A 16,323-nucleotide genomic window follows, 5' to 3' on the forward strand; every position below is an offset into this window, starting at 1 on the left:
AGCGACACATGTACAAAGGATTGACTCGCGCCGCAGGCGCACTGCTGGCCCTGGTAGCCCTCTACAGCCTTCTTGGCTTTCTCGTCCTTCCCGGTGTCGCGCTGCGCATCGCCAACCAGCAGTTGGCTCAGTACGCGACCGTGCCTGCCCACCTCGAACGAATCGAGCTCAACCCCTTCAGCCTCGAACTGACTGTCTGGGGCCTGCAGATCGGCGAGCCTGGCAAGGAGCAGGTCGGCTTCGACCGGCTGTATGCCAACCTCTCGCTCGACAGCCTGTGGAGCGGCGCACTGCATCTGGAGGCAGTGGAACTGGTCAAGCCGCGCAACGAAGTGCTGTTCGCCAAGGACGGTACGCTCAACCTGACTCGCCTGTTCAAGCTACCCGCCAGCCAGGCCAAGCCCGACGAGCCGCCCAGCGACCCGTTCCCGCTGCGCATCGCCAGCATCAAGCTCAGCGAAGGCTACCTGCACTTCGAAGACCTGCGCCGGAGCGAGCCGATCGAATTCCTCTACGACAACATGAACCTGGAGCTGAAAAACCTCAGCACCTTGCCCAACGACAATGCCGACATGACCCTGGTGGCGAATGGCCCCAATGGCGGGCGCATCGACTGGAAAGGCACACTGAGCCTGGCGCCGATCGCCTCCGAGGGCACGCTGAAAATCACCGAAGGCAAGATGAAGGCGTTCTGGCCCTATGTACGCGATGCCGTGCCACTGGTGCTGGAAGAGGGTGTGGTCAGCCTCGATACCCATTACAAACTCAACCTCGCCAAGCAGACCGAACTGCTGCTGGACAACGCCTCGCTACGTATCGCACCGTTCGCCATCAAGGCGCCGGATGGCCGCCCGCTGGCTCGCCTGGCCAGCCTGGAGGTGAGCGAAACCTCGGTCGACCTGGTCAAGCAGCTGGTCACCGTGGGCAAGATCCGCAGCGAAAAACTGGAGACCTGGGCGGCGCTGGAAAAGGACGGCCAGCTCGACTGGCAGAAGCTGTTCGCCAGCCAGCCGGCCAAGGCCACGCCGAAGGAAAAGGCCGAACCGGCCGCCGCCGAGCCCACCCCCAAGGAACAAGCGGCGAAAGCGCCGAGCAAGCCCTGGCAGGTACTGCTCAAGGACGTACAGCTGCGCAATTACCTGGTGCACCTGGCAGACCGTACGCAGAAAGAGCCGGTGGCCCTCGACGTGGGCCCGCTCAACGCTGACCTGCAAGGCTTCGACAGCCTCAACCAGTCCCCCTTCAGGCTCAAGCTCGACACCGGCGTGGGAAGACAAGGCAAGCTGCAGGCAACCGGCCAGGTCAACCTGGCGCCGATCTGGGCCAAGCTGGACGTCAGCACCCGCGACATCGACCTGCGCGTGGCGCAGGCCTATATCAGCCCGTTCATCCTGCTGGAACTGCGCAGCGGCATGCTTTCCAGCGACCTCAGTGTCGACCTGAAGACCACCGCACCGCTGGCCTTCAGCGTCACCGGCAAGGCACAGGTGAGCCAGCTGCACACCCTCGATACCATCAAGAGCCGCGATTTCGTCAAATGGCAGCAGGTGAATGTCGACGGTCTGTCCTATGTCCATGGCGACGCGCTGTCGATCGACAAGGTCACCCTGCTGCAGCCCTATGCGCGCTTCATCATCAACGAAGACCGCACCACCAACATCAACGACTTGCTGATCCCGCAGCCGGCCGGCGCCCCGAGTTCGGCACCGGCCTCGGCCAAGCCGGCCACTGCCAGCGGCGACAAGCCGTTGGGCATCCACATCGGCCAGATCGACATCAACGACGGTTCGGCCAACTTCGCCGACCTGTCCCTCACACCCAACTTCGCCACCGCCATCCAGCAGCTCAACGGCCGGATCGGCACCATCGACAACCGCAAGCCGGTACCGGCCAAGGTCGATGTGAAGGGTAAGGTCGATCGCTACGCACCGGTCACCATCAAAGGTGCACTCAACCCGTTCAACCCGCTGGCCAGCCTGGACATCGCCACCAGTTTCAGGCGCGTCGAGCTGACCACCCTGACGCCTTATTCTGGCAAGTTCGCCGGTTTCCGCATCCGCAAGGGCCGGCTCAACCTCGACTTGCACTACCTGATCACCAATGGCCAGCTCAAGGCCGAGAACAAGGTGGTGGTAGAACAGCTGCAGTTGGGCGAGAAGGTCGACAGCCCGGATGCAGTGGACCTGCCGATCCGTCTGGCGGTGGCGCTGCTGAAGGATACCGAGGGCAAGATCTCGATCGAGCTGCCGGTGTCCGGCGACCTCAACAACCCGCAGTTCAGCATAATGCCGATCGTCTGGCAGACCCTGCGCAACCTGGTGCTGCGCGCAGCACAGGCGCCATTCAAGTTCATTGGCGGGCTGGTGAGCGGCGGTGGCTCTGAGGACCTGGGCAGCGTGGCCTTCGCCCCGGGCTCCAGCGAGCTAGGCCAGGACGCCCAGGCCTCGCTGGACAAGCTGGCTTCGGCGCTGAAGGAACGCCCGGAGCTGCGCCTGGAAATCGAAGGCACCAGCGCCCAGGCCAGCGACGGCCCGCTGATCGCCCAGCAACGGCTGGAACGCGAATACCAGGCTACCTGGTACAAGATCCTGCAACGCCGGGGTGACAAGGTGCCGGCCAATGCGTCCATGCTGGTGGTCGATGAGAGTGACAAACCGGCGATGCTCGAAGGTATCTACCGCAACCGCCTGAAGCAGCAACCACCTGCCGAATGGGAGCAACTGGGCCGCGAAGAGCGCACTGCCAAGTTGCGCGAGGCCGTGATCAAGTCGTGGGCCGAGAGCACTGCGCTGCTACGCACGCTGGGCCAGGAACGGGCCAGCAGCATCAAGGATTACCTGGTCGACAAAGGCCAGCTGGAAGATGACCGGGTGTATTTCATCGATACCAACCTGGGGCAGGCCGAGAGTGATGGGCGGGTGGTAACGCCGATGCACCTGGATGCTGAGTAGATAGCAGCCTGGCCGCGGATCTGTAGGAGCGGCCTTGCGTCGCGAAAGGGCTGCGAAGCGGCCTCAGCCATTGCGTCAGTGCTAGGGACCGGGGGCCGCTTAGCGGCCCTTTCGCGACACAAGGCCGCTCCTACAATGCCCGCGTAATAAGCTATTGGACCAACCGCTGCCCCGACACCGCCGGGTGATACAGCGGCTGCACCTTGTTCCCGGCCGGGTCCAACAGGTGGAAGCTGCGCGCGCCGTCACCGTGGTTGAACGGCTTGTCGAGCAAGGTCACGCCACGCGCCTTGAAGTACTGGTACCAAGCCTCCAGCTCCTCCACGCTGTCGACGATGAACCCATAGTGGTCGAGGGTCTGCAAGCCATTGGCCGCCCCTGCCCCACGCCCCAGCGACAGGTTGTCGTTACCACAGGTCAGGTACACCAGGTCCTCGTTGGCGCGATTCAGCACTTCCATGCCCAGCACATCGACGTAGAAGCGCTCGCACTCCTCCAGGTTGGGTACCAGCAAGGCAATGTGGCGCAGGCCGTTCAAGCGACCAGGACGGGCAGGCAATTCGGACATTGGCAGGGCTCCTTTTTTGTATACAATTCGAAAACGAATTTAAAACAAAAGGAACGCCTTGTGTATAGCCTGTTCATCAAGACCCGCGTGAAACGCGGTTGCGTGGAGGCCTTCCTGGCCGCGATCAAAGCCAATGCCGAGGCTTCCGTTGCTACCGAGCCCGGTTGTCTGGTCTTCGATGTGGCACAGGACCGGGTCGACCCGGAGGTGATCTACCTGTACGAGATCTACCGTGACGACGCTGCCTATGAAGCGCATACCCGCACGGCGCATTTTCGCGACAGCCGCCCGTTGGTGGAGCCATTGATCATCGAGCAGGAATGCTTCGAAAGCGATGTGCTGTCACGCAACCCGATGCTGTAATTGAAAAGGGGCCGCACAGCGGCCCCTTCCGAAAGAGGTGGCCAAGTCCCTTTGGCCGACGGGACATTCCTTATTCGGCTTTCAGACCATCAGCCGAAACAGCCTGTACGCCTTTGATCTTCTTGGCGATGGAAATCGCCATCTCTTTCTGTGCAGAGGTCACCGGCGTGTCAGAGGACAGCGACACGACGCCTTTGTTGGTTTCGACCTTGATATCGCTTCCAGGCACACCTTTCTCGGTCATCAGGTCAGCTTTCACCTTGGTGGTGATCCAGGTGTCGGAGGCCGCTTCCTTGGTTTTGGTCACCTCACCGGCCGCCAGCGTCATCGGGGCTTGGGTGGATTGCTGGGCGAATGCCGCGTTAGCCATGGTCAGGGTCAGAGCGGTAGCAGTAGCGGCAGCAATGGCGAACTTCTTCATGTGGGTCACTCCTGTTTTTCGAAAGGTCTGCGCCGTAGGTCCTGGCGACAGGTACAAGAGTAGTTGCATGCGCTATGCCAGCTTTACCGTTTCGCTTGTTCCTTTACAAATCAATGAGTTACAAACATCAGAAAGCGCTCGGGGTCGTGCATTTTGCAATCTGCACGGTAAACCTGCATGCAAGATGCAAGTCCGCAAAAGGTCCCCTTGCGGCCATGAAAAAAGGGCCCCGAAGGGCCCTTTTCCATTGCTTGGCAGTCGCTTAGACGCCCGAGGCCTTGGCCGCGGCAACGTCCTTGATCGACAGCTTGATACGGCCGCGGTTATCCACGTCCAGTACCAGTACTTCGACTTCCTGGCCTTCCTTGAGCACGTCGGTGACTTTCTCGACGCGAGCATCGCTCAGCATGGAGATGTGCACCAGGCCGTCCTTGCCCGGCAGGATGTTGACGAAGGCGCCGAAGTCGACGATGCGCTCGACCTTGCCGACGTAGATCTTGCCGATCTCGGCCTCGGCGGTGATGCCCAGGATGCGCTGCTTGGCAGCATCTGCCGCTTCCTTGGTTTCGCCGAAGATCTTGATCGAGCCGTCGTCTTCGATATCAATCGAAGCCTTGGTCTCTTCGCAGATGGCGCGGATGGTGGCGCCGCCCTTGCCGATGACGTCACGAATCTTGTCGGTGTCGATCTTCATCGCGATCATGGTCGGGGCGTTGGCCGACAGCTCGCTGCGCGACTGGGCGATGATCTGGTTCATCTGGCCGAGGATGTTCAGGCGCGCTTCCAGGGCCTGGCCCAGGGCGATTTCCATGATCTCTTCGGTGATGCCGTTGATCTTGATGTCCATCTGCAGCGCGGTGACGCCTTTGGCGGTACCGGCTACCTTGAAGTCCATGTCGCCCAGGTGGTCTTCGTCACCCAGGATGTCGGTCAGGACGGCGAACTTGTCACCTTCCTTGACCAGGCCCATGGCGATACCGGCAACCGGCGCCTTCATCGGCACGCCGGCGTCCATCAGGGCCAGGGAAGCACCACACACCGAAGCCATGGAGCTGGAACCGTTGGATTCGGTGATTTCCGAAACCACGCGGATGGTGTACGGGAACTCGCTGTCGCTCGGCAGCATGGCCTGCACGCCACGACGGGCCAGGCGGCCGTGGCCGATTTCACGACGGCCAGCGCCGCCCATGCGGCCGCACTCACCTACCGAGAACGGTGGGAAGTTGTAGTGCAGCATGAAGGCGTCTTTCTTCTCGCCTTCCAGGGTGTCCAGCAACTGCGCGTCACGGGCAGTACCCAGGGTCGCGACGACCAGGGCCTGGGTCTCGCCACGGGTGAACAGTGCCGAACCGTGGGTTTTCGGCAGAACGCCGACTTCGATGTTCAGCGGGCGCACGGTGCGAGTGTCACGGCCGTCGATACGCGGCTTGCCGTTGACGATGTTCTCGCGGACGGTGCGGTATTCCAGCTCGCCGAAGATCTCTTTGATGGCACCGGCGGACGGGCCGGTCTCTTCGTTGCTCAGACGGGCAACGGCCTCGTCGCGCAGCTGGCCCAGGCGGTTGTAGCGGTCGGCCTTCTGGGTGATGGTGTAGGCCTGCGAAACGGCTTCGCCGAACTCGGCACGCACCAGGTTCATCAGCTCGGTGTTGGCCGGGGCTGGCTGCCAGTCCCAGGTTGGCTTGCCGGCTTCGGCGGCCAGTTCCTTGACGGCCTGGATCACGGCTTGGAATTCGTCGTGGGCGAACAGCACGGCGCCCAGCATCTGGTCTTCGGTCAGCTCCTTGGCTTCCGATTCAACCATCAGTACTGCCGACTCGGTACCGGCAACGACCATGTCCAGGCTCGAGGCAGCCAGTTGCTCGTAGGTCGGGTTCAGCAGGTAGCCGGTGCTTTCGTGGAAGGCAACGCGGGCGGCGCCGATCGGGCCTTCGAACGGAATGCCGGAAATGGCCAGGGCAGCCGAGGTACCGATCATCGCGGCGATGTCCGGGTCGGTCTTCTTGCTGGTGGAAACCACGGTGCAGACGACCTGCACTTCGTTCATGAAGCCTTCTGGGAACAGCGGGCGGATCGGACGGTCGATCAGGCGCGAGGTCAGCGTCTCTTTCTCGGAAGGACGGCCTTCACGCTTGAAGAAGCCACCCGGGATCTTGCCGGCGGCGTAGGTCTTTTCCTGGTAGTGGACCGACAGCGGGAAGAAGCCCTTGCCTGGATCGGCCTGTTTGGCACCGACCACGGTCACCAGCACGGTGACGTCGTTGTCGACGGTAACCAGCACGGCGCCGGTTGCCTGACGGGCAATGCGGCCCGTTTCGAGAGTAACGGTCGATTGACCGAACTGGAATTTCTTGATTACCGGGTTCACGGTTTCCTACCTTTTTTCAGTGGCTCTGGGGGAACTGGTTTCTTGCGAATTCTTGGGCAGAACGGGGAATCGGCCCCATTGACCGTCCAGATACAACACGAGGCTGGGAGCCTGGCACCAAACGGAAGATCCGCTCAGCATTGCCAGGCTGCCAACCTCGGAGATACGCGTGGCGTGTCCAACGGCAGCACTGCAAAACAGCCCTGCCGAAGCCTGCGACACGCCATGCACACCACTGGCCAGGCCGCTATTAGCGACGCAGACCCAGGCGACCGATCAGGGCGCTGTAACGAGTGGTGTCTTTGCCCTTCAGGTAATCCAGCAGCTTACGACGCTGGTTGACCATACGGATCAGACCACGACGGGAGTGGTGGTCTTTGTCGTTGGCCTTGAAGTGGCCTTGCAGCTTGTTGATGTTGGCGGTCAGCAGAGCAACCTGCACTTCCGGGCTACCGGTATCGCCGGCGGCTTGCTGGTATTCGGCAACGATCTGAGCTTTTTCTTCAACGCTGAGGGCCATGTGGCTTCTCCTGATAACGGATCCCGCACGCGGGGTCCAATAGGCCAGGGACAAATCCCTGTATTAATAAAAAAGGTGTGACCGTGCCTACTGACAGCCACCCTTGTTGCCGTGGGGTTTGGCGGTTGCCTGGCCCTACGGTTTCGGTCATTCCGACCGAATCAGCCGACGCGGCGCAATGCGCCCGTCTTCGCTCACTTCACCGATACCGATGAAGCGTGCATTGTGATCCTGTACCCGGACCATGCCAAATTGGGGTGCGTCCGGCGCGCGTACCGCCTGGCCATGCAGCCAGTAGAAGGCACTGTGCTCGGACAGGCACACCAGTGGCCAGTCCTGCAGGCCGCTGTCCGAAGGCATCAGGAAGCGGTCGAGCGCTTCGTTACCACCTTCGGCGTGGGCCTGTTCGAGTTCCTCGAGGGTGACCGTCTGTGCCAGCACGAAGGGCCCGGCCTGGGTCCTGCGCAGCTCGGCGACATAGGCGCCGCAGCCAAGGGCTTCGCCGATATCCTCCACCAGGGTGCGGATATAGGTGCCTTTGCTGCATCCTACGCTCAGCCGTGCACGGGTGCCTTCGCACTCGAGCAACTCCAAGCGGCCAATAGTAACAGAACGCGCCTCGCGCTCCACTACCTCTCCTGCACGTGCCAGCTTGTACAGTGGCTGGCCGTCACGCTTGAGCGCCGAGTACATCGGCGGTATCTGGCTGATCTGGCCGCGAAAACGCGGCAGCAGTGCCTCGATGTCGGCACGACCAACGGTCACTTCGCGGGTCTGCAGCACTTCACCTTCGGCATCGCCGGTGTTGGTCGTCTGCCCCATCTGCATGACCGTTTCGTAGCCCTTGTCCGAATCGAGCAGGTACTGCGAAAACTTGGTCGCCTCGCCAAAGCACAGCGGCAGCACGCCGGTGGCCAACGGGTCGAGGCTGCCGGTGTGGCCGGCCTTCTCCGCATTGAGCAGCCAGCGCACCTTTTGCAGCGCAGCGTTGGAAGTGAAGCCCAGCGGCTTGTCGAGCAGGATGATGCCGCTGACGTTGCGGCGGATACGTTTGACCTGGGCCACCGCTTACTCCTCGGTGTCCGGCTGGTCGGCATCCTTGTGCTGACGGTCTTCGGCGACCGCGCGCTCGATCAGTGCCGACAGGTGGGCACCACGGCTGACGCTTTCGTCGAAGTGGAAATGCAGTTGCGGCACGCTGCGCAGTTGCATTACCCGGCCCAGGTGCAGGCGCAGGAAGCTTGCGGCGCTGGTCAGGGCCTTGAGGGTCTGCGGTACGGCGTCGCTGCCGTCCGCGCCCATAACGGTGATGAACACCTTGGCGTGGCCAAGGTCGCGGCTGACGTCGACGGCCGTGATGGTCACCAGGCCGACGCGTGGGTCTTTGACTTCACGGCGGATCAGCTCCGACAGCTCGCGCTGCATCTGGTCGCCGATGCGTTGGGTACGGCTATATTCTTTTGCCATTCTTGCTACCTGTAACTTAAAGCGGCAAACGCCCGGTCAGGCTGAAGCCTGACCGGGCGCTACCTTCAGAGGTGCTGCCAGCCGCCCTGGGGCGGGGCCTGCACCACGCTCGCCCCTTACAGGGTACGAGCCACCTGGACTTTCTCGAAGACTTCGATCTTGTCGCCGACCTTGACGTCGTTGTAGCTCTTCACGCCAATACCGCACTCCATGCCCGAACGGACTTCGGAGGCGTCATCCTTGAAGCGACGCAGCGATTCCAGCTCGCCTTCGAAGATCACAACGTCTTCGCGCAGTACGCGGATCGGACGGTTGCGGTACACGGTACCCTCGATGACCATACAGCCAGCGATGGCGCCGAACTTCGGCGAACGGAACACGTCACGCACTTCGGCGACACCCAGGATGTTCTCGCGAACATCGCTGCCGAGCATGCCGGTCAGGGCCTTCTTGACGTCTTCGATGATGTCGTAGATCACGTTGTAGTAACGCATATCCAGACCTTCCTGCTCGACGATCTTGCGCGCGCCGGCATCGGCACGCACGTTGAAGCCGAACAGTACTGCATTCGAAGCCAGCGCCAGGTTGGCATCGCTTTCGGTGATACCACCGACGCCGCCACCGATCACGCGCACCTGAACTTCGTCGTTGCCCAGGCCCGACAGCGAACCCTGCAGTGCTTCCAGGGAACCACGCACGTCGGTCTTGAGGACGATGTTGAGGGTCTTCTTCTCTTCCTGACCCATGGTCTCGAAGATGTTTTCCAGCTTGCCGGCGTGAGCACGGGCCAGCTTGACCTCGCGGTACTTGCCTTGACGGAACAGGGCCACTTCACGGGCCTTCTTCTCGTCGGCGACCACCGACAGCTCGTCACCGGCTTCCGGGGTACCGTCCAGGCCGAGAATCTCGACCGGGATCGACGGGCCGGCTTCCTTCACAGGCTTGCCGTTCTCGTCGAGCATGGCACGCACGCGGCCATAGTTGGAACCGCACAGGACCATGTCGCCCTGACGCAGGGTACCGTCCTGAACCAGGATGGTAGCCACCGGACCACGGCCCTTGTCCAGGCGCGATTCGACGACCACGCCACGACCTGGAGCGGTCGGGGTTGCGGTCAGCTCGAGGATCTCGGCCTGCAGCAGGACGGCTTCGAGCAGCTCGTCGACACCGGTACCCATCTTCGCCGAAACCTTGACGAACGGCGTGTCACCACCCCAGTCCTCGGAGGTCACGCCTTCGACGGCCAGCTCGTTACGGATGCGGTCGATATCGGCACCCGGCTTGTCGATCTTGTTCACCGCGACCACCAGCGGAACGCCAGCTGCCTTGGCATGCTGAACGGCTTCGCGCGTTTGCGGCATCACGCCGTCGTCCGCTGCCACCACCAGGATGACGATGTCGGTGGCCTTGGCACCACGGGCACGCATTGCGGTGAACGCAGCGTGGCCCGGGGTGTCGAGGAAGGTGACCATGCCGCGGTCGGTTTCCACGTGGTAGGCACCGATGTGCTGGGTAATACCACCGGCTTCGCCTGCGGCAACCTTGGCACGACGGATGTAGTCGAGCAGCGAGGTCTTACCGTGGTCAACGTGACCCATGACGGTAACGACCGGTGCACGCGATTCGACTTCGCCTTCGAACTTCAGCGATTCGGCCAGGGAGTCTTCCAGGGCGGTATCGCTGACCAGGGTCACCTTGTGGCCCAGTTCTTCGGCGACCAGCTGAGCGGTTTCCTGGTCGAGCACCTGGTTGATGGTGACCGGGGTACCCAGCTTGAACATGAACTTGACCACTTCAGCGGCCTTGACCGACATCTGCTGGGCCAGTTCCGAGACGGTGATGGTCTCGCCGATGGTCACGTCACGAATGACCGGACCGGTCGGGTTCTGGAAGCCGTGCTGGTTGCGCTTCTTCAGCTTGCTCTTGCCACCGCGGCCACGGCGTACGCCATCGCTCTCTTCATCGGTGGTGCGCGGCGCGGCACGAGGCGTCGGAGCCTTTTCCTTCTCCTTGACCTTGACCTTGATCGACACGCGCGGGGCCTCGCCACGACGCTCGCCACCACGACGGTCTTCGTCACGGGTGCGACCTTCGTTGCGACGGGCTTCGTCCTTCTTGCGCTCGGCAGCACGGGCTGCGGCGTCTTCGGAGGCCGGGGCGTCGGCAACTACCGGGGCCGGGGCAGCGGCAGGTGCCGGCTCTGGCTTGGCAGCAGGTGCAGGTGCGGCAGCAGCGGTTTCGGCAGCCTGACGGCGAGCCTGCTCTTCGTTGCGCTGGCGAACTTCGGCCTCGACCTTCTCGCGAGCGGCGTTTTCGGCCGCGCGACGCTCTTCCAGCTCACGCTTCTGCTCAGCCTGGATTTCTTCCGGGCTGCGCTGCACGAATACTTTCTTCTTGCGTACTTCTACGCTGATGCTCTTGCTACCGGCGACACGCAGGGTGCTGGTGGTTTTGCGCTGCAAGGTAATCTTGCGCGGCTCTTCCGCCTTGCTCTTGTGGCTGCTCTTCAAATGAGTCAGCAGGGTCTGCTTCTCATTGTCGGTCACTACCTGACCGGCGTCGGTGTGCGGCAGACCTGCCTCACGCATCTGCTGCAGCAGGCGCTCTACCGGTGCCTCGACCTCTTGGGCCAGTTCTTTCACCGTGACTTGCGTCATGCACTTCTCTCCTCAGGCCGCGCCTAATTACTCGAACCAGTGGGCTCGGGCGGCCATGATCAACTTGCCGGCACGCTCTTCGTCGATGCCGTCGATGTCGAGCAGATCGTCAATCGACTGCTCGGCCAGGTCTTCGCGGTTAACCACGCCGCGCACCGCCAGTTCCGCCGCCAGGTCCTTGTCCATGCCCTCGAGGGAGAGCAGGTCTTCGGCTGGGTGGGCATCTGCCAGTTTTTCTTCGGTAGCGATGGCCTTGGTCAACAAACGGTCCTTGGCTCGAGCGCGGAGCTCGTTGACGATCTCTTCGTCAAAGCCATCGATGTTGAGCATTTCTTCCAACGGTACGTAGGCAATTTCTTCGAGGCTGGTGAAGCCTTCGTCGACCAGCACTTGGGCCAGCTCCTCGTCGACTTCCAGTTCATCGATGAAATTGCGCAGGATGTCACCGGTTTCGGCCTGCTGCTTGGCCTGGATGTCCTTCTCGGTCATCACGTTCAGGGTCCAGCCGGTCAGCTGACTGGCCAGGCGAACGTTCTGACCGCCACGGCCAATGGCCTGGGCCAGGTTGTCCTCGGCGACGGCGATGTCCATGGCATGGGCATCTTCATCAACGATGATCGCCGCGACTTCAGCCGGCGACATGGCGTTGATGACGAACTGCGCCGGGTTATCGTCCCACAGGACGATATCCACACGCTCACCACCCAGCTCCCCGGATACGGCCTGGACGCGCGAACCACGCATGCCGATACAGGCACCTTGCGGGTCGATGCGCTTGTCCTTGGAGCGGACGGCGATCTTGGCTCGCGAACCCGGATCACGGGAAGCAGCCATGACTTCGATCAGGCCCTCGGCAATTTCCGGCACTTCAATGCGGAAAAGCTCGATCAGCATCTGCGGCGCGGTGCGCGACAGGATCAGCTGTGGGCCACGGTTTTCGGTGCGAATTTCCTTGAGCAGCGCACGCAGGCGCACGCCAACACGGAAGGTTTCACGCGGAATGATGTCTTCGCGGGCCAGCAGGGCCTCGGCGTTGTTGCCCAGGTCAACGATGACGTTGTCGCGGGTAACCTTCTTGACGGTGCCGGAGATGATCTCGCCAACGCGCTCGCGGTAGGCATCCACCACCTGGGCACGCTCGGCCTCACGGACCTTCTGCACGATGACCTGCTTGGCGGTCTGGGCGGCGATACGACCGAACTCGATCGACTCGATCTTCTCTTCGATCACGTCACCGACCTTGGCTTCAGGGTGGGTGTCCTTGATCTTGTCCAGCCAGGTCTCGATCGCCGGATCATCAAGATCGGCTTCGTCGACCACGGTCCAGCGACGGAAGGTCTCGTAGCTACCGGTGTGGCGGTTGATTTCCACACGCAGGTCGACTTCGTCTTCAAAACGTTTTTTGGTTGCAGTGGCCAGGGCCACTTCCAGCGCTTCGAAAATGACGCCGGGCGGTACACCTTTTTCGTTGGATACCGATTCAACAACCAGCAGTACTTCTTTGCTCATCGTACGCCTCGCCTTGCGCAAGCCATTGGGCCCGGATAATCCGCCGGGCCCGGCACGTCTCAGTCAAAACTGGGAATAATATTGGCCTTGTCGATCGAGTCGATCGGCAACAGGAATTCCTGATTGTCCACCTGGACCACCACATCCTGCTCCTCCACACCACGGAGAAGGCCCTGGAAGTTACGACGACCCTCGAAGGGTGAGCGCAGCTTGATCTTCACTTGTTCGCCGGCATGCGAGGCAAACTGTTCCAGAGTGAACAGTGGGCGATCCATGCCTGGAGAAGACACCTCGAGGGTGTACTCACTGCTGATCGGATCTTCTACATCGAGGATTGCGCTGGCCTGACGGCTGACCGCTTCGCAGTCGTCCACCAGGATACCGCCTTCCTTGTCGATGTAGATGCGCAGTACCGAATGCTTACCCTGGGAAACGTATTCGATCCCCCAGCATTGATAGCCCAGACCCTCGACAACCGGGGCCAACAAGGCCTGCAACTGTTCTAGCTTGCTCGACACCTGAACCCCCTCGTGCATGCTGTGCAAATAAAAAATGGGCGAAGCGCCCATCCCTGAAAGCGCCGTTGGACAACGACGCCGAAAACTGTTCGGTTAGCAAAAAGCCCCTGAAAAGGGGCTCCGCTGAAGCTGGTTGCGGGGGCTGGATTTGAACCAACGACCTTCGGGTTATGAGCCCGACGAGCTACCAAGCTGCTCCACCCCGCGACAAAGCTGGGGCAAAAGTATAAGACCGAACCCTCTCGAGGGTCAAATCCGAACCTTCACCTGCAAGAAAGCCCGCTAAAGCGGGCTCTCAAGCTTTAATTGGTACCGAGAAGGGGACTCGAACCCCTACACCCTATGGGCACAACCACCTCAAGGTTGCGTGTCTACCAATTCCACCACCTCGGCAATACTACTACTTGAAACCCGTTACTTCTGCTCTTGTGCCGGAGGAGGTACATCACCAGTGTTAGTGGTGGTTTCGCTCTTCTGCTGCTGGAGCACCGGTACATCATCATTAACTGCCGGTTTCTGCGGCTCTTTCACTTCTAGCACTGCTGGATCTGGAAGACCTGCTTGGCTAAGCTGGTGAGCTTGTTGCTTCGCGAAGTATCCTAACCCAAGTGCTGTCAAAAAGAAAGTGGCAGCGAGTACAGCAGTTAATTTACTCAGGAACGTTGCAGAACCCTGGCTCCCGAACACGGTATTTGAAGCACCCGCGCCGAAAGATGCACCTGCTTCCGCACCCTTACCCTGTTGCAACAGAACCAGCACTACAAGCGACAGCGCTGCCAACAGATGAAAAACAACGATGACTGTTTCCAGCATTTGTTCAGTTTCCTGCGGCGCGACAAATTGCACCGAATTCGTCTGCGTTCAGGGAAGCCCCACCAATGAGCCCCCCATCGATATCCGGCATGCCGAACAGTTCGGCCGCATTGGCCGCCTTCACGCTGCCGCCGTAGAGCAGCTGCACCTTCGCAGCCACTTCAGCATCTTCTGCCGCCAGCTGGCTGCGGATGGCTGCGTGCACATCCTGAGCCTGCTGTGGCGTGGCCGTAAGGCCGGTGCCGATGGCCCATACAGGCTCATAGGCAATTACTGCACTGGCAAAAGCCTTAACACCGAATGTTTCGATGATACTGCTTAGTTGACGCCCGACAACTTCGAGCGTTTTGCCGGCCTCGCGCTCTTCCAGGGTTTCCCCGATGCAAAGCACTGGCTTCAAACCTTTGGCCTGGGCAGCTGCAAACTTGCGATTGAGCACTTCGTCGGTCTCACCAATAATCTGGCGACGCTCCGAATGACCAATCAAGACCAACTTGCAACCTGCTTCAACCAGCTGTTCCGGAGCAACTTCCCCGGTCAGCGCGCCCTGTTCGGGCTGTATTGCAGAATTCTGTGCGCCGACGATGATTCCCTTGTCTGCCAGACCATCGATCACTTGATTGATGAACAAGGCCGGCGGGAACACCGCGACTTCCACTCCGCTCGGCAAGGCCAGATTTCTCAAGCCTTCGGTCAGCTCAGCGACGCTAGCGCGGGTACCGTGCATCTTCCAGTTACCAGCTACCATGGGGCGACGCATGCTTTACCTCGTCGGTCAAAGTGGGCGCAGATAGTACCCAACCCTATCTGCGCTGGCAAGCGCCTTCAGACACAAACTTCGCCGACCAGTTTGGCCAGCGCTTCGGCATGGGCACGCACCTGGCTTTCGTCCTCACCCTCGACCATGACCCGCACCAGAGGCTCGGTACCGGATTTGCGCAGCAGCACGCGACCACGGCCAGCCAACGCTTCGGTCACCTTGGCACTGGCTTCCTTGACCGACGGGTGCTGCAGCGGGTCGACCTTGCTGGCGCCATACCGCACGTTGATCAGCACCTGTGGGCACTTGCGCAAAGCCTGACGGGCCTGGGCCAGGGTTTCGCCACGGCGTTTGAGCGCCATCAGCACCTGCAATGCGGCAATGATCGCATCACCCGTAGTGGTGTGGTTGCAGCAAACGACGTGACCAGAGTTTTCACCACCGACCAGCCACTCACGCTCCAGCAATTCGGCCATGACGTAACGGTCGCCGACCTTGGCTCGCACGAACGGAATTTCCAGGTCCTTCAGCGCAAGCTCCAGGCCCAGGTTGCTCATCAGCGTACCTACCACACCGCCCTGCAGCTTGCCACGGTCCTGCAAGTCGCGGGCAATGATGAACAGCAACTCGTCACCGTCGACGATGGCACCGGTGTGGTCGACCATCAGTACCCGGTCGCCGTCACCATCGAAAGCGATACCCAGGTCGGCATGCCCTACCAGCACAGCGGCCTGCAGCGATTCGATATGGGTCGAACCGCAGTTTTCATTGATGTTCAGCCCGTCCGGCTGCGCGTGCAGCACAGTCACCTCGGCACCCAGCTCGCGGAACACGCTTGGCGCAACCTTGTAGGTGGCGCCATGGGCACAATCGACCACCAGCTTGAGTCCATCGAAGCTGGTGCTGCTGGGCACGCTGCTCTTGCAGAACTCGATGTAGCGGCCTGCAGCATCGTTGATGCGCGACACCTTGCCCAGTTTGCCCGACTCGACCACGGTCATCGGCTGGTCGAGCAACTCTTCGATCATCAGCTCGACTTCGTCGGGCAGCTTGGTCCCCTGGCCCGAGAAGAACTTGATGCCGTTGTCATCGTGCGGGTTGTGCGAGGCGCTGATGACGATACCGGCTTCGGCGTGGAAGGTACGCGTCAGGTAGGCGATGGCCGGCGTCGGCATCGGCCCGAGCAGCATCACGTCGGCACCCGCCGCAGACAAGCCGGCCTCGAGTGCGGACTCGAACATGTAGCCGGAGATACGCGTGTCCTTGCCCACCAGCACCCGGCAATGGCCCTGCTTGCGGAACGCCATGCCGGCGGCCCAGCCGAGCTTCAGCATGAAGTCAGGCGTGATCGGGTATTCGCCGACACGGCCACGGATGCCGTCGGTACCAAAGTATTTTCTGCTCATAG

General features: G+C 61.2%; 14 protein-coding genes and 2 tRNA genes. 2 read left to right on the plus strand and 14 right to left on the minus strand.

Annotated elements, in window-relative coordinates; all coding sequences use genetic code 11:
* Positions 1-8 precede the first annotated feature (8 nt).
* Entirely contained in the window at positions 9-2,951 is a 2,943-nt protein-coding gene (locus HG549_RS21990; RefSeq protein WP_170032730.1) for a DUF748 domain-containing protein, read from the plus strand.
* A 151-nt stretch (positions 2,952-3,102) separates the two neighbouring features.
* Here the strand turns inward: HG549_RS21990 and HG549_RS21995 are convergent, their stop codons facing one another.
* Positions 3,103-3,519, minus strand: coding sequence for a VOC family protein (locus HG549_RS21995; protein ID WP_170032732.1), 417 nt, complete (start codon positions 3,517-3,519; stop codon positions 3,103-3,105).
* Between the two features lie 60 nt (positions 3,520-3,579).
* Between HG549_RS21995 and HG549_RS22000 the strand changes: the two genes are divergently transcribed.
* Positions 3,580-3,882: a putative quinol monooxygenase gene (locus HG549_RS22000; protein WP_170032734.1), complete on the plus strand. Its 303-nt coding sequence runs from the start codon at positions 3,580-3,582 to the stop codon at positions 3,880-3,882.
* 70 nt (positions 3,883-3,952) lie between these two features.
* Here the strand turns inward: HG549_RS22000 and HG549_RS22005 are convergent, their stop codons facing one another.
* The 13 genes from HG549_RS22005 to glmM form a co-directional block, all read right to left on the minus strand.
* On the minus strand, positions 3,953-4,303 hold the full coding sequence (locus HG549_RS22005; protein WP_170032736.1) for a BON domain-containing protein: 351 nt from the start codon (positions 4,301-4,303) through the stop codon (positions 3,953-3,955).
* A gap of 262 nt (positions 4,304-4,565) precedes the next feature.
* Positions 4,566-6,671, minus strand: a complete 2,106-nt coding sequence (gene pnp / locus HG549_RS22010; RefSeq protein WP_170032738.1) for a polyribonucleotide nucleotidyltransferase — start codon at positions 6,669-6,671, stop codon at positions 4,566-4,568.
* A gap of 250 nt (positions 6,672-6,921) precedes the next feature.
* Complete coding sequence (rpsO, locus tag HG549_RS22015) at positions 6,922-7,191, minus strand: 30S ribosomal protein S15 (RefSeq protein WP_003249971.1); 270 nt, start codon at positions 7,189-7,191, stop codon at positions 6,922-6,924.
* 147 nt (positions 7,192-7,338) lie between these two features.
* The gene (truB, locus tag HG549_RS22020) at positions 7,339-8,256 is read right to left on the minus strand and encodes a tRNA pseudouridine(55) synthase TruB (protein WP_170032740.1); all 918 of its coding nucleotides are present in this window, start codon (positions 8,254-8,256) and stop codon (positions 7,339-7,341) included.
* Between the two features lie 3 nt (positions 8,257-8,259).
* Entirely contained in the window at positions 8,260-8,658 is a 399-nt protein-coding gene (gene rbfA / locus HG549_RS22025; RefSeq protein WP_170032742.1) for a 30S ribosome-binding factor RbfA, read from the minus strand.
* Positions 8,659-8,774: 116 nt separating this feature from the next.
* Positions 8,775-11,315: a translation initiation factor IF-2 gene (gene infB / locus HG549_RS22030; protein ID WP_170032744.1), complete on the minus strand. Its 2,541-nt coding sequence runs from the start codon at positions 11,313-11,315 to the stop codon at positions 8,775-8,777.
* 27 nt (positions 11,316-11,342) lie between these two features.
* The gene (gene nusA / locus HG549_RS22035; protein WP_170032746.1) at positions 11,343-12,824 is read right to left on the minus strand and encodes a transcription termination factor NusA; all 1,482 of its coding nucleotides are present in this window, start codon (positions 12,822-12,824) and stop codon (positions 11,343-11,345) included.
* Between the two features lie 59 nt (positions 12,825-12,883).
* Positions 12,884-13,342 carry a ribosome maturation factor RimP gene (gene rimP, locus HG549_RS22040; protein WP_003249960.1) on the minus strand — a complete coding sequence of 153 codons (459 nt, stop codon included), beginning with the start codon at positions 13,340-13,342 and terminating at the stop codon, positions 12,884-12,886.
* 130 nt (positions 13,343-13,472) lie between these two features.
* Positions 13,473-13,549: transfer RNA gene (locus HG549_RS22045), tRNA-Met, on the minus strand.
* Between the two features lie 100 nt (positions 13,550-13,649).
* Positions 13,650-13,735: transfer RNA gene (locus HG549_RS22050), tRNA-Leu, on the minus strand.
* Between the two features lie 21 nt (positions 13,736-13,756).
* Positions 13,757-14,155, minus strand: a complete 399-nt coding sequence (gene secG / locus HG549_RS22055; protein WP_170032748.1) for a preprotein translocase subunit SecG — start codon at positions 14,153-14,155, stop codon at positions 13,757-13,759.
* A gap of 4 nt (positions 14,156-14,159) precedes the next feature.
* Entirely contained in the window at positions 14,160-14,915 is a 756-nt protein-coding gene (gene tpiA / locus HG549_RS22060; protein ID WP_170032750.1) for a triose-phosphate isomerase, read from the minus strand.
* 65 nt (positions 14,916-14,980) lie between these two features.
* On the minus strand, positions 14,981-16,321 hold the full coding sequence (glmM, locus tag HG549_RS22065; RefSeq protein WP_170032752.1) for a phosphoglucosamine mutase: 1,341 nt from the start codon (positions 16,319-16,321) through the stop codon (positions 14,981-14,983).
* Positions 16,322-16,323: the final 2 nt, after the last annotated feature.

This window comes from Pseudomonas sp. SK (genome assembly GCF_012975065.1).
Lineage (GTDB): Bacteria > Pseudomonadota > Gammaproteobacteria > Pseudomonadales > Pseudomonadaceae > Aquipseudomonas > Aquipseudomonas anuradhapurensis.